Genomic DNA, 13,242 nt, shown 5'->3' on the forward strand with positions numbered 1-13,242 from the left:
GCCCGGCCCGACGTTGACGGCTGCACCGGAACTGGTCATGTCCCTGAATTCCATCCTCACCAGCGACGAGGCCGATCCGGCCGCGCCGCCCACGCATGCCACGCCGGAAGCGGCCGCGCCCGACGTACCGGCCGCGCCGCAGCGCGACCTGTCCGTGCTGGCCTGGCTGGCGCCGAGCCTGCGCACCGCGCTGGACGACGCCGCGGCCGAACTGGGCCACTACGTCGACGAAATCCGCCAGACCCCGGAGGCGCTGGGCGCGCGCGACACCACGTCGCTGCGCCTGGCGGGGCAGCACCTGCACCAGGCCGCCGGGGCCGTGCACATCGTCGGGCTGCGCGGCGTGGACGCCTACTGCCAGGCACTGCGCCGGCTGCTGGAGGCCATCGACGCCGGCACCGTCGCCGCCGACGCGCCCGCGCTGGCCGTGTTCCGCACCGGCGTGCAGGCGCTGGCCGAATATGTCGACGACCTGATGGCCGGCGACGCCGAAGACCCGCTGCGCCTGTTCCAGCCCTATGCCGCCGCGCTGGCGCTGATGAAGGAGGAGCGCGTACACCCGGCCGACCTGTGGCTCGACGAGCTGCAGATGCTGCCCGGCATCGTGCTGCCGACGCGCTCGGCCACGGCCGTCACGCGCGCGCGCCAGCGCTTCGAGGCCGCGCTGCTGAAGGCGCTGCGCCTGCCCACGCCGTGCACCGATGCGTCGCTGCTGCGCGAGGCATGGCTGCCGCTGCAGGTGGCGCTGGACGAAGTCCGCAACCACGAGCAGGACGCGCGCCGCACCGCCGACACGCCCGACCGCGGCATCTGGCACACGCTGGCCATGGTGTTCCGCGCGCTGGCGCACGGGCTGCTGCCGTCCGACCTGCTGGCCAAGCGCTTTGCCGCGCGCGCCCACCTGCTGGTGCGCCAGTACCTGCAAGGGCAGGTGCGCGTGCCGCAGGCGCTGCTGAACGACGCCGTCTTTTTGCTGGTCAGCACCGGGCTGACCGCCGATGCCGACGCGACGCTGCCGCCGGCCACGCAGGCCGCCGTGCAGGTGCTGCGCGTGGATATCGCGCGCACGCTGCAGGCTTACCGCGTGGATGCCGCGCACATCGTCGCGCGCGCCGACTATCGCCAGCGCTACTACGGCTGGCTCGATCCGATCGATACCCGCAACCTCCAGCACGCCGCCACCGCCATCGAGCGGGCAGCCGCCGACGACCAGGCCGGCTGGGAACTGGCGCTGGCGTCGCTGGCCGAGGCGGCGATGCCGCTGGCGCAGCCCGCCTTGCAGCAGTGCCTGACCGCCGCCGCGGCCTACGCGGGCCAGCGGCCGCCCAGTGACGCGCTGGGCCGGGGCGGCGTGGCGCTGTTCCTGTCGCGCGCGCTGGCCATGCCGTGGCGCGTGCACGGCCGCTCGGGCCATGCCTCGGCGGCAGCGTTTGCCGGGCGATGCGAGACGCTGGCCGCCGCCGTGGCGGACCCCGACGCCGCCGCGCCGGGCTGGCTGGCCGAAATGGTCCAGTCGGCGGGCGCCCAGGCGCAGCGCGCCGAGGCCGTCACGCAGCTCCGCGCGCACCTGGATAGCGGCGAATCGTGGCTGGACACCTATGACCGCAACGCGGCGCGGGCCGATGCCGGCGCCGCGCTGGACGATGCCGCGCAGGCGTTTGGCGCGCTGCTGGCCACCATCGAACGGGTACACGGCAGCCCCGCGCTGCCCGAGGGCCTGGAGCGCGAGACCGACGCGGCACTGGCCGCCGTCCGCGCGGTGCTGGCGCGGCTGGGCGTGCTGCGCGAGACGGCCGACCATGGCGCGCGCATCGCGCACCTGTCCGATATCGCCGCCGAACTGGGCGCCGTGCATGCGTTTGCAGACCTGCTCGAATTCGGCCGCAAGGCGCGCGACGTGGCCAGCGAAGACCCGTACGCGACCGACGCCGGCCGCCACGACGCGGCGCCGCAAGGCGCGCTGGGCCTGGCGCGCAGCGCCGCGATGGACGCCATCCGCGTGGCCGCCACCGCCGATTCGCCCGAGATCCAGCGGCTGCGCGCCGCGCTGCAGGCTGTGTCGGACCAGGCCGCCATCGACGACGACGCCGGGCTGCGCCGGCAGGCCAGCGAGGCCACCACGCAGCTGCACGCGTGGCTGGCTGGTAGCGAATCCGCCGCCGAGCGCATGGTCGTGGCGCTGGCCGAGCCGATGCCGGTGGCCATGCCGGCCACCGTGCCGTCCGCCGCGCCGATGCCGGCCGATGCCGCCGCCATCGACGCCGAACTGCTCGACATCTTCCTGTCCGAGGCCGAGGAAGTGCTCGGCAATATCGCCACCGACCTGTCCGGCGGGCTGGACGCGCTGGCCGACGCCGACGTGCTGAGCCGCATGCGGCGCGGGTTCCACACGCTCAAGGGGTCGAGCCGCATGGTCGGCCTGAACCGCTACGGCGAGGCCGCCTGGGCCGTGGAACAGGTGATGAACCTGTGGATCGCCGAGGGCCGCGCGCCGGTGCCGGAACTGCCGGCGCTGCTGGGGCAGGCGCACGACCTGCTGCGCGAATGGGCGCTGGCGCTGCGCGACGACCCGTCGACGCTGCGCGACATCGCGCCGCTGATGGCCGCCGCCCAGGCGGTGCGCGATCCGGGCGGGGTGGTAGCGGCGACCGAGGTCGATCCGCTCGACGCGCTGCTGGCGCAGGCGGCGGCGCCGGAAGCGGTGGAAGCCGTGGCGGCACCCGTGGCCGAAGCCGACGCCGCCCCGGACGACGAAAGCAACGTGCTGCCGTTCCGGCTGGCCGGCGGGCTGGCCGACGAGGACGAGGGCTACAAGGTGATCGGCCCGGTCCGCATCGGGCTGGCGCTCTACAACGTCTACCTGCAGGAGGCCGACGACCTGCTGCGGCAGTTTGCCACCGACCTGTCGGAGTGGAAGCACGAGAACCATCCGTGCCCGAGCGAACTGGCGCTGCGCGTGGCGCACACGCTGCAGGGCAGCGCGTCGACGGTGGGGCTGGAGCCGGTGCGCGAGATTGCCGAGGCGCTGGAACATTTGCTGTTGCTGCTCGGCCGCCATCCGGTGGTCATGCATCCGGCCGATTTCAAGCTGCTGGACCAGGCCGTGGACCGGCTGCGCGCGATGCTGCACCAGTTTGCCGCCGGCATCTGGCCCGATGGCGACGCAGCGCTGTGCCGCGAACTGAACGCGTTTGGCGAACGGGCGCTGGTGCGTCCGCGCGCCGTGGTGCCGGCCGGGCAGTCGGCGGGCCAGGAAGGCTCGGTGTCGCAGCTCTTCGGCACCCAGGCCCAGGCGGCCGAGCCGCTGCCCGACATCGACGATGGCGTGCAGCCGCCGCCGGCGGCGCTGCCGCCCGTGAAGCTGACGCCGATCACGTCGCTGCCGCCGGTGTCGGCGCCGGCCGGCCCGGTGCTGACGCCGGTCACGCCGGTGCACGACGCGGTGGTCATCTCGCTGCCGACGCCTGCTCGCCACGATGGCATCGCCGTGGCGCACGTCGTGCCCGGCGCGCCCGATCCGGAAGACGTGCCGGAGGCCGTGTCGACCGACGCATCGTCGCTCGATCCGGCGCTGGTCGAGATTTTTCTGGAAGAGGCACACGGCGCGCTGCCCGATATCGGCAAGCTGGTGCGGACGTGGGAGGCGGCGCCCGACGAGGCGCAGCACGGCGGCCTGATCCTGCGCGGGCTGCACACGCTCAAGGGCAGTGCGCGGATGGCCGGCGCGATGGCGCTGGGCCAGGCGGCGCACGAGATGGAAACGCTGCTGGAATCGAGCGTGCGCGGCCAGCGCGTGACGCCAGAGCTGTTCGGCCGGCTGTACGCCTGGTACGACCGCATCCTGGCGCACGTGGACGCGCTGCAGAACGGTGGCCTGCTGCCGCTGGACGACGCGGACGTCGTTAACGGGCTGGTGGCCGCCCCGGCCGCCCCGGCGTTGCCGCGCGATGCGGCAGCACCCGGCACCGCCGCGCTGGCGACGCCGGACACACCGGGCCAGGCGCTGGTGCCGTCGGCGCCGCTGATGCCGGCCGCCCCCGCCGCGCTGCCGACCGACGCCGAGCGCCAGCGCGCGCTGGTGCGCGTGCAGGCCCGCACGCTGGACACGCTGATCAACGACGCGGGCGAAGTCAGCGCCACGCGCGCGCGGCTGGACAGCGAGCTGGACGCGCTGCGCAGCTACCTGGGCGAACTGAACGACAACGTCGCGCGTCTGCGCATGCAGCTGCGCGAGATCGAGATCCAGGCCGAGACGCAGATGGCGTCGCGCATTGCCGACCAGCAGCACAACCAGGAATTCGATCCGCTGGAATTCGACCGCTTCACGCGCTTTCAGGAACTGACGCGGATGATGGCGGAGTCGGTCAACGACGTGGCGACCGTCGAGCAGAACCTGCAGCGCGGCTTCGACCGCGCGTCGGGCGACCTCGCGGCGCAGGCGCGGCTGACGCGCGGGCTGCAGCGCGGGCTGATGCAGGCGCGCATGGTGCAGTTCGACGCGCTGGCCGAGCGGCTGTACCGCGTGGCGCGCCAGTCGGCCACCGAGACCGGCAAGGAAGTGCGGCTGCTGATCAAGGGCGGCACGGTGGAAATCGACCGCTCGGTGCTGGACCGCATGGCCGGCCCGATCGAGCACCTGATCCGCAACGCCGTGGTGCACGGCATCGAGCCGGCGGACGTGCGGCGCGCGGCGGGCAAGTCGGCCACGGGCGCGCTGACGCTGGAAGTGCAGCAGGAAGGCAACGAGGTGGTGCTGACGTTCTTTGACGACGGCGGCGGGCTGAACCTGCAGCGCATCCGCGAACGCGCCGTGGCGCGCCAGTTGATGGCGCCCGATGAGGACGCCAGCGACGCACGGCTGACCGAGATGATCTTCGCGCCGGGCTTCTCGACGGCGGACGCGGTGTCGGAACTGGCCGGGCGCGGCGTGGGCATGGACGTGGTGCGCGCCGAGACCGTGGCGCTGGGCGGCCGGATCACCCTGTCGACCGAGCCGGGCCGGGGCACCAGCTTCACGGTGCACCTGCCGCTGACCACGGCCATCACGCAGGTGCTGCTGGTATCGCTGGGCGGGCGCCTGTTCGCCATGCCGAGCGGCATGATCGACCAGGTCCACCAGCTGCGCGAGAAGCCGCTGCTGGAGGCGTACAACTCGGGCCGCTTCGCGGCGGCGGGCGCCGAGGTGCCGTTCTACTACTTCGGCGCGCTGCTGGAGGAAACGGCCGGGATGGCGTCGGGCCGCAAGTATTCGCCGGTGGTGGTGGTGCGCTCGGGCGCCGAGCGCGTGGCCGTGCACGTGGACGAGGTGCAGGGCAACCGCGAAGTGGTGGTCAAGCACATCGGCCCGCACCTGGCCCGCCTGGAAGGCATTGCCGGCGCTACCACGCTGGGCGACGGGGAAATCGTGCTGATCTACAACCCCGTGGTGCTGGCGCAGCGCTGGGTGCGCGAGCGCGGCACGGCCGCACCGGCGCTGCCGGCCCCGCAGCCGGCCGGACAGGTGGGCGCGGTGGCCGAGTTCGTCGACGCCGGCGCGCCGGTGCCGGTGCCCGGCCTGATGACGCAGCCGACCGTGATGGTGGTGGACGACTCGCTGACGGTGCGCAAGGCCAGCCAGCGCCTGCTGACCCGCGCCGGCTACCAGGTGGTGCTGGCCCGCGACGGCGTGGACGCGCTGCGGCAACTGCAGGAAGTGATGCCCGACGCGATGCTGGTCGACATCGAGATGCCGAACATGGACGGCTTCGACCTGACCCGCAACGTCCGCGCCGACGCCCGCACCAGCCGCATGCCGCTGGTCATGATCACGTCGCGCACAGCGGAAAAACACCGCCGCTACGCCGCCGAGATCGGCGTCAACGTGTACCTGGGCAAGCCATTCAACGAGGACGAACTGCTGCGCACACTGCAGCAACTGATCGGCGATAAAGCCGCCGGCACCGCCGGATCAGTGGCGCAGATGCTGGGGGAGGGGTAGACCCCGGCTTTCGCTCCCCTCTCCCGCGTTGCGGGAGAGGGGAGAAAACATGGGGCATGTGGATGGTCCGAGAAGACCAGCGTTCCGGCAGGTTTTGCTCCCCCTCCCGCCTGCGGGAGAGGGGCTGGGGGTGAGGGCAGGCGCGTGATGCGCGACGGATCGCAAGTTGAACCGCCGGGCCCTCACCCCGACCCCCTCTCCCGCGCTGCGGGAGAGGGGAGAAAACATGGGGCACGTGGATAGTCCGGAGAAGACCAGCGTTCCGGCAGGCTTGCTCCCTCTCCCGCCTGCGGGAGAGGGGCTGGGGGGTGAGGGCCAGCGCGTGATGCGCGACGGATCGCAAATTGAACCGCCGGGCCCTCTCCCCCGACCCCTCTCCCGGACTGCGGGAGAGGGGAGAAAAACATGGGGCATGTGGATGGTCCCAGAGGGCCAGCGCACCGGTAGGTTTTGCTCCCCTCTCCCGCCTGCGGGAGAGGGGCTGGGGGTGAGGGCAGGCGCGTGATGCGCGACGGGTCGCAGGTTGAACCGCCGGGCCCTTCCCCGACCCCTCTCCGCGTTGCGGGAGAGGGGAGAAAACATGGGGCATGTGGATGGTCCAAAGGGCCAGCGTTCCGGCAGGTTTTCGCTCCCCTCTCCCGCGCTGCGGGAGAGGGGAGAAACATGGGGCATGTGGATGGTCCCAAAGGGCCAGCGCACCGACAGGTTTTCGCTCCCCTCTCCCGCTAGCCCTGCCGACTCACCATCTTCGCTGGCACCGACAGTGCCAGCGCCGCGCCCACCACCATGCAGGCTGCCAGCAGGTACATGCCCGAGTCGGTGCTCTGGGTCAGGTCCTTGAGCCAGCCGACCGCGTAGGGGCTGATGAATCCCGCCAGGTTGCCCAGCGAGTTGATCAGCGCGATGCCGGCGGCCGCGCCCGTGCCGGCCAGGAAGGCGGTGGGCAGGCTCCAGAACAGTGGCAGCGTGGTCAGGATGCCGATGGTGGCCAGCGTCAGCGCGATCATTGCCAGCGTCGTGTCGGCGTGCCACTGCACGGACAACACCAGGCCCAGCGCGCCCAGCAGCGCGGGCACGGCGATGTGCCAGCGGCGCTCGCCGCGGCGGTCGGCGCTGTGGGCGAACAGGATCATGCCGATCACGGCGCAGCCGTAGGGGATGGCCGTCAGCATCCCCACCTCCAGCGTGCCCTTGACGCCGGTCTGCTTGATGATCGTCGGCAGCCAGAAGCTCACGCCGTACAGCCCCATGACGAAGCTGAAGTAGATCGCGCTCATCAGCCAGACGCGCGGGCTGGACAGCACCTGCCGCACGGGCGGGTCTTCCTTGTGCTGGTCCTCGGCCTCGATGTTGCGCGCCAGCAGCGCGCGTTCGTCGGGGGTCAGCCATTTGGCGTGGGCGATGCGGTCGTCCAGGTACAGCAGCACCCAGATGCCGACGAGGATCGACGGAATGCCTTCGATCAGGAACATCCACTGCCAGCCGGCCCAGCCGTTGTGGCCGTCGAACGACTGCATGATCCAGCCCGACAGCGGCCCGCCGATCACCCCCGACAGCGCGATGGCCGTCATGAAGAACGTGGTGGTGCGCCCGCGCCGGCTGGCCGGGTACCAGTAGGTCAGGTACAGGATGATGCCCGGGAAGAAGCCGGCTTCCGCAATGCCCAGCAGGAAGCGCAGCACGTAGAACATGGTCGGCGTGGTGACGAACATCATCGCCGCCGAGATCAGGCCCCAGGTGATCATGATGCGGGCGATCCAGATGCGGGCGCCCACCTTGTGCAGGATGACGTTGCTCGGCACCTCGAACAGGAAGTAGCCGATAAAGAAGATGCCGGCGCCCAGGCCGTAGACGGTCTCGCTGAACTGCAGGTCGTTGAGCATCTGCAGCTTGGCAAAGCCCACGTTCACGCGGTCCAGGTAGGCCACGACGTAGCACAGCAGCAGGAACGGCACCAGGCGCCAACTGACCTTGCGGTAGACGGCGTCCTCGAAGCCGGCGTCGCGTGCGCCGGCGTTGACCGCGGTGGAAGTCATCGGTGTCTCCTCATTGGGATGGTTGTCGTTGTGGTACTGCAGGGGGGGGCGCACGCCCGGGGGCACGCGCCAGGGCGGGTCAGACGCAGCGTCCGCCGTCCACCTCGATGCAGGTGCCGGTGATGAACGCGGCCTCGTCGGACGCCAGGTACAGGCAGGCGTTGGCCACGTCCTGAGGCGTGGACATGCGGCCCATCGGGATGGTCGCCAGGAAGCGGGCGCGGTTCTCGGGTGTGTCGGGCACGCCCATGAACTGCTCCAGCAGCCCCGTGGCGCCGATCACCGGGTTCACGCAGTTGACGCGGATGTTGTCCGGGCCCAGCTCGGCCGCCATGGCCTTGCTGGCGACGATGACCGCGCCCTTGCTGCCGTTGTACCAGACCAGCCCCGGGCGGGGCCGGATGCCGGCGGTGGACGCGATGTTGACGAAGTTGCCGCCGCCGCGCTGGCGGAAGTGCGGGATGAAGTGGTGGGCCGCCCAGTAGATGCTCTTGACGTTGACCGCGTAGACGCGGTCAAACTCGTCCTCGGTGATGTCGAGGATGGGCTTGTTGCGATGGGTGGTGCCGGCGTTGTTGACCACGCAGTGGACGTCGCCGAACGCGGCCAGCGTGGCGTCGCGCATGGCCGCCACGTCGTCGCCGCGCGACACGTCGGCGCGCACCGCCGCCGCCTTGCCGCCCGCGTCGCGGATGGCCGCCGCCACGCGCTCGGCGGCGTCAGCGTTCAGGTCCGCCACCATCACGGCGGCGCCCTCGCGCGCAAACGTCTGCGCGATGCCTTCGCCAAAGCCCGAGCCGCCGCCCGTGACTACCGCTACCTTGCCAGCCAGCCTGGTCATTGCCTGTCTCCTGTTGGTGAGGCCCGGCGCGGTCTCGTTGCCGCGCTGCGGGCGGAACGTCGGAACTGCTTGTCAGTGGAAGGGGCCCTTGTTCTGCAGCGCGTTGGCAACCATCATGATCCCGAGCAGGAACGGCAGCGCCACGTACAGGCACCAGTGCACGCGGTCGCCCACGGTGTCGCCCCACTTGCGCTTGAACACCTGCAGCCGGGGCATGCCCGACGGGTTGGTCGCGCGCTTGTGCCGCACATGCCACGCCATCCAGAAAAAGAAGATCGCGAAGGCGACCGAGAGAAAGTTGATGCTACCCATGTTGAATGGCGATGGTTTTCAGAGTGGTGAATCCGTACAGGGCCTCGAAGCCCTTCTCGCGGCCATGACCCGACTGGCCGGTGCCGCCGAACGGCAGCTCTACGCCGCCGCCGGCGCCGTAGTTGTTGATGAACACCTGGCCCGCGCGCAGCTTGCGCGCCAGCCGCATCTGGCGGCCCCCGTCGCGCGTCCACACGCCCGCCACCAGGCCGTACGGCGTGCCGTTGGCCAGGCGCACGGCCTCGTCCTCGTCGTCGAACGGCATGGCGGCCAGCAGCGGGCCGAAGACTTCTTCCTGCGCCAGCCGGTGCTGGGGCGGCACGTCGCGGAACAGCATCGGCACCTGGTAGTAGCCGGACTCCGGCGCCTCGCCGACGATCTGGCCCTGCGCCATCACCGCGATGCCGGCGTGCTGGGCGTCGGACACGAAGTCCCAGACGCGCTGCTGCTGCTTGCGGCTGATCAGCGGGCCACATTCGAGATCGAGTTCCGACGGGCCCACGCGCAGCGCCTCGAACACGCCCGACAGGCGGTCCAGCAGCGCCTCGTAGACCGGGCGCTCCACCAGCAGCCGGCTGCCGGCCGAGCAGGTCTGGCCCGCGTTCTGGACGATGCCGTTGACGATGACCGGCAGCAGCGCGTCCAGGTCGGCATCGGCAAAGACCACCTGCGGCGACTTGCCGCCCAGTTCCAGCGTCACGGGCACGTGGTTCTCGGCGGCCAACTGCGCCACGAGCTTGCCGGTCTGCGGCGAGCCCGTGAACGACACGTGGTTGATGCCGGGGTGCCGTGCCAGCGCGGCGCCGGCCTCGTGGCCATAGCCGGTGACGATGTTCAGGGCGCCTTCGGGCAGCCCCACCTCGGCGGCCAGCTCGGCCACGCGCAGGATCGACAGGCAGGCGTCCTCGGCCGGCTTGACCACGCAGGCGTTGCCGGTGGCCAGCGCCGCGCCCACGCTGCGGCCGAAGATCTGCAGCGGGTAGTTCCAGGGGATGATGTGGCCGGTCACGCCGTGCGGCTCGCGCACGGTCAGCACGGTGTAGCCGGTCTGGTAGGGGATGGTCTCGCCGTGCAGCTTGTCGGCCGCGCCGGCGTAGAACTCGAAATAGCGGGCCACGGCGCGTGCGTCGGCGCGGGCCTGGCGCAGCGGCTTGCCGGTGTCGCGCGCTTCCAGCGCGGCCAGCTCGTCCTCGTGCTCGATCAGCTTGAGCGCCAAGCGATTCAGCAGGCGCACGCGGCTGGCGGGGGCCATGGCGCCCCATTCGCCCTCGAAGGCCTGGCGCGCGGCGCGCACGGCCACGCTGACGTCGGTGGCATTGCCGCGGGCGATCTCGGCGAACGGCTCGCCGCTGGACGGATCGAACACCTTGATGCGCAGGCCGGAATCCGGCGCGATCAGGCGGTTGGCCACGAAGTGCTGGGCATGCATGCGGGTCTCCACGGCTCCGGTTATGGAGCAAATGCTGAAATCGGGAATGCCGCATTATCGCCCAGCCCGCCGCGCGCGCAAGGCATTGCACGGCACACGGCGCCACGCCGTTTGTCAGGCCGGGGTCAGGGCCGACCCGCTATAATGCCGGCCATCCCATTCCTACAGGTATTCGGAGAACTCGCATGAGCTTCAACCTCGTCTCCCCGGGCAAGGATCTGCCCAACGATTTCAACGTCATCATCGAGATCTCCGCCCAGAGCGATCCGGTGAAGTACGAGGCCGACAAGGAAACCGGCCTGCTGTTCGTCGACCGTTTCATCGGCACCGGCATGCGCTATCCGGCCAACTACGGCTTCATCCCGCAGACGCTGTCGGGCGACGGCGACCCGGTGGACGTGCTGGTGCTGACGCCGTTCCCGATCCTGGCCGGCGCCGTGGTGCGCTGCCGTGCGCTCGGCATGCTGAAGATGACCGACGAGTCGGGCGTGGACGCCAAGCTGGTGGCCGTGCCCGTGGACAAGCTGTGCCCGGCCACCGCGCACATGAAGGGCCTGTCCGACGTGCCGCAGAATCTGCTGGACCAGATCAAGCACTTCTTTGAGAACTACAAGGCACTCGAAGCAGGCAAGTGGGTCAAGGTGGAGGGCTGGGCCGGCATCGAGGAAGCCCACAAGGAAATCACCGACGGCGTGGCGAACTTCAAGAAGTAATCGCGCCGCTGCCGCGGACCCGCAAGCCCCGCCGCCCGGCGGGGTTTTTTATTGGCGCCAATGATCTCCGGCAAGGCCGGCCGGCGGGCGCCGCCGGTAAGCTGTGCGCCGTTCCCCACCCACCTGGAGTTCCGATGTCCGTTCCACCGCGCGCCGCCGTCCTGCCGGCGGCCGGGCAGGCGCCGGCCGCCTTTGCCCGCTACGAATCCACCGCCATCCTGTTCCACTGGCTGATGTTCGTGCTGGTCGCCGTGGCCTACGCCACGATCGAGCTGCGCGGCTTTGCCGAGCGCGGCACGGCGGCGCGGATGATCGTCATGGAGCTGCACAAGTGGTCGGGCGTGCTGGTGCTGCTGCTGGCGATTCCCCGGGTGCTGTGGCGCCTGATCATGGGCGCGCCGCCGCCCGAGCCCGGCCCGCGTGCCGGCCAGCTTGCCGGCGCGGCCGTGCACGGGCTGCTGTACCTGTTCCTGTTCGCCCAGCCGATCCTGGGCCTGCTGATGTCGAATGCCGCCGGGCGCGTGGTGACGCTGCCGGGGCTCCATTTCGGCGTGCCGCCGCTGATCGGGCCGGACCCGGCGCTGCGCGACGTGCTGGCCGGCATCCACGAGATGGTCGGCAAGGCGTTCTACCTGGTAATCGGCCTACACGCCATGGCGGCGCTGTTCCACCACTACATGCTGGGCGACAACACGCTGCGCCGGATCCTGCCACGGCGCTGAGCCGGGTTATTCCGCTGTGCGGGCGAACGGGTTGCGGTCGTTGAGTTCGTCGAGATAGGCGTCCATGCCGTGGCGCTCGCGCTCCAGAAAGCGCTCCACGGCATCGGCAAAGGACGGGTGGGCGAGCCAGTGCGCCGAGCGCGTGGCCACGGGCAGAAAGCCGCGCGCCATCTTGTGCTCGCCCTGGGCGCCGCCTTCGAACGTGGCAATGCCCTCGGCGATGCAGAACTCCAGCGGCTGGTAGTAGGCCGTCTCGAAATGCAGGCAGGGGTGGTGCTCCAGCGCGCCCCAGTGGCGGCCGTAGAGCGTGCTGACGCCGGGGGTGGCGTCGTAGACCAGCAGCGAGCTGGCGATGTCCCGGCCGTCGCGCGTGGCCACCACCAGCAGCAGGTTGTCGGGCATCGCCTGGCCGATGCGGCGGAAGAAGTCCAGATTCAGGTACGGCGACGAATGATGCTCGCGGTACGTCTGCCGGTAGCAGCGGTTGAAGAACTTCCAGGCGTCGTCGTCGATAGCCGGGCCCTTGAGCTGGCGGAACGTGATGCCGCCCTCGGCCACGCGGCGGCGTTCGGCGCGGATGTTCTTGCGCTTCTTCTGGGACAGCGTGGCCAGGAACGCGTCGAAGCTGGCGTAGCCGGGGTTGGTCCAGTGGAACTGCACGCCGTGCCGCATCATCATGCCGGCCGCCTGCATCAGGTCTGCCTCGTGATCGGACGGAAACAGGATGTGCAGCGACGACAGCTCGCTCTCGGCCGCCAGCGCCAGCGCCACGCGCAGCAGCACGGCGCGCGCGGCATCGTCCTCGGCCAGCAGCCGCGTGCCGCGCACCGGCGTGAACGGCACGGCCGCGAGCCACTTCGGGTAGTAATCGAGCCCGTGCTGCCGATAGGCGTCGGCCCAGGCCCAGTCGAACACGTATTCGCCGTAGGAGTGGGTCTTGGCGTAGAGCGGCATGGCCGCCGCCAGCCGGTCGCGGCCGGGGCCGTGGCCGTCGGGCACCCAGAGCGTCAGGAAGCGGGGCATCCAGCCCGTGTCTTCGGTGGCGCTGCCGCTGGCGTGCAGCGCGTGCAGGAAGGCGTGGCGCAGGAACGGGGTGGGCTCGGGCTGGGCGGCCAGCAGGGCATCCCAGTCGGCGGCGTCGATGTCGGCAAGGTCCAGCACGATGTCCGTGCGGTATGGGGGGCGCGGATCGCTCATAAACGGGTTGGCTTG

Annotated in this window: 8 protein-coding genes; 3 read left to right on the top strand and 5 right to left on the bottom strand. The window is 70.9% G+C overall.

All coding sequences use genetic code 11. From position 1 onward, the window contains the following. Positions 1-37 precede the first annotated feature (37 nt). Entirely contained in the window at positions 38-5,977 is a 5,940-nt protein-coding gene (locus EPAKOI_RS03080; RefSeq protein ID WP_423192932.1) for an Hpt domain-containing protein, read from the top strand. 725 nt (positions 5,978-6,702) lie between these two features. Here the strand turns inward: EPAKOI_RS03080 and EPAKOI_RS03085 are convergent. The 4 genes from EPAKOI_RS03085 to EPAKOI_RS03100 form a co-directional block, all read right to left on the bottom strand. Continuing rightward, positions 6,703-8,013: an MFS transporter gene (locus tag EPAKOI_RS03085; protein ID WP_313835549.1), complete on the bottom strand. Its 1,311-nt coding sequence runs from the start codon at positions 8,011-8,013 to the stop codon at positions 6,703-6,705. Positions 8,014-8,092: 79 nt separating this feature from the next. Then, entirely contained in the window at positions 8,093-8,854 is a 762-nt protein-coding gene (locus EPAKOI_RS03090) for an SDR family oxidoreductase (RefSeq protein ID WP_423192933.1), read from the bottom strand. Positions 8,855-8,926: 72 nt separating this feature from the next. Then, positions 8,927-9,166 (bottom strand): hypothetical protein, encoded by a 240-nt coding sequence (locus EPAKOI_RS03095; RefSeq protein WP_124682230.1) that lies wholly within the window; start codon positions 9,164-9,166, stop codon positions 8,927-8,929. Then, positions 9,159-10,595: an aldehyde dehydrogenase family protein gene (locus EPAKOI_RS03100; protein ID WP_313835552.1), complete on the bottom strand. Its 1,437-nt coding sequence runs from the start codon at positions 10,593-10,595 to the stop codon at positions 9,159-9,161. The genes EPAKOI_RS03095 and EPAKOI_RS03100 overlap by 8 nt, the downstream gene beginning before the upstream one ends. 185 nt (positions 10,596-10,780) lie before the next feature. Here EPAKOI_RS03100 and ppa point away from each other — a divergent pair, with 185 nt between their 5' ends. Together ppa and EPAKOI_RS03110 are read left to right on the top strand one after the other, a co-directional pair. Then, on the top strand, positions 10,781-11,308 hold the full coding sequence (gene ppa / locus EPAKOI_RS03105) for an inorganic diphosphatase (protein ID WP_124682228.1): 528 nt from the start codon (positions 10,781-10,783) through the stop codon (positions 11,306-11,308). 134 nt (positions 11,309-11,442) lie between these two features. Beyond that, complete coding sequence (locus EPAKOI_RS03110) at positions 11,443-12,030, top strand: cytochrome b (protein WP_124682227.1); 588 nt, start codon at positions 11,443-11,445, stop codon at positions 12,028-12,030. A gap of 6 nt (positions 12,031-12,036) precedes the next feature. Here the strand turns inward: EPAKOI_RS03110 and EPAKOI_RS03115 are convergent, their stop codons facing one another. Further along, positions 12,037-13,227, bottom strand: a complete 1,191-nt coding sequence (locus tag EPAKOI_RS03115) for a GNAT family N-acetyltransferase (protein WP_423192934.1) — start codon at positions 13,225-13,227, stop codon at positions 12,037-12,039. Positions 13,228-13,242: the final 15 nt, after the last annotated feature.

This window comes from Cupriavidus sp. H18C2 (assembly GCF_049393795.1).
Lineage (GTDB): Bacteria > Pseudomonadota > Gammaproteobacteria > Burkholderiales > Burkholderiaceae > Cupriavidus > Cupriavidus pauculus_C.

Excerpts from the sequence above, each read along its gene's own strand:
- EPAKOI_RS03080 (WP_423192932.1), top strand. The coding sequence starts at position 38 with ATGTCCCTGAATTCCATCCTCACCAGCGACGAGGCCGATCCGGCCGCG.
- ppa (WP_124682228.1), top strand. The coding sequence starts at position 10,781 with ATGAGCTTCAACCTCGTCTCCCCGGGCAAGGATCTGCCCAACGATTTC.
- EPAKOI_RS03085 (WP_313835549.1), bottom strand. The coding sequence starts at position 8,013 with ATGACTTCCACCGCGGTCAACGCCGGCGCACGCGACGCCGGCTTCGAG.
- EPAKOI_RS03100 (WP_313835552.1), bottom strand. The coding sequence starts at position 10,595 with ATGCATGCCCAGCACTTCGTGGCCAACCGCCTGATCGCGCCGGATTCC.
- EPAKOI_RS03090 (WP_423192933.1), bottom strand. The coding sequence starts at position 8,854 with ATGACCAGGCTGGCTGGCAAGGTAGCGGTAGTCACGGGCGGCGGCTCG.
- EPAKOI_RS03110 (WP_124682227.1), top strand. The coding sequence starts at position 11,443 with ATGTCCGTTCCACCGCGCGCCGCCGTCCTGCCGGCGGCCGGGCAGGCG.
- EPAKOI_RS03115 (WP_423192934.1), bottom strand. The coding sequence starts at position 13,227 with ATGAGCGATCCGCGCCCCCCATACCGCACGGACATCGTGCTGGACCTT.
- EPAKOI_RS03095 (WP_124682230.1), bottom strand. The coding sequence starts at position 9,166 with ATGGGTAGCATCAACTTTCTCTCGGTCGCCTTCGCGATCTTCTTTTTC.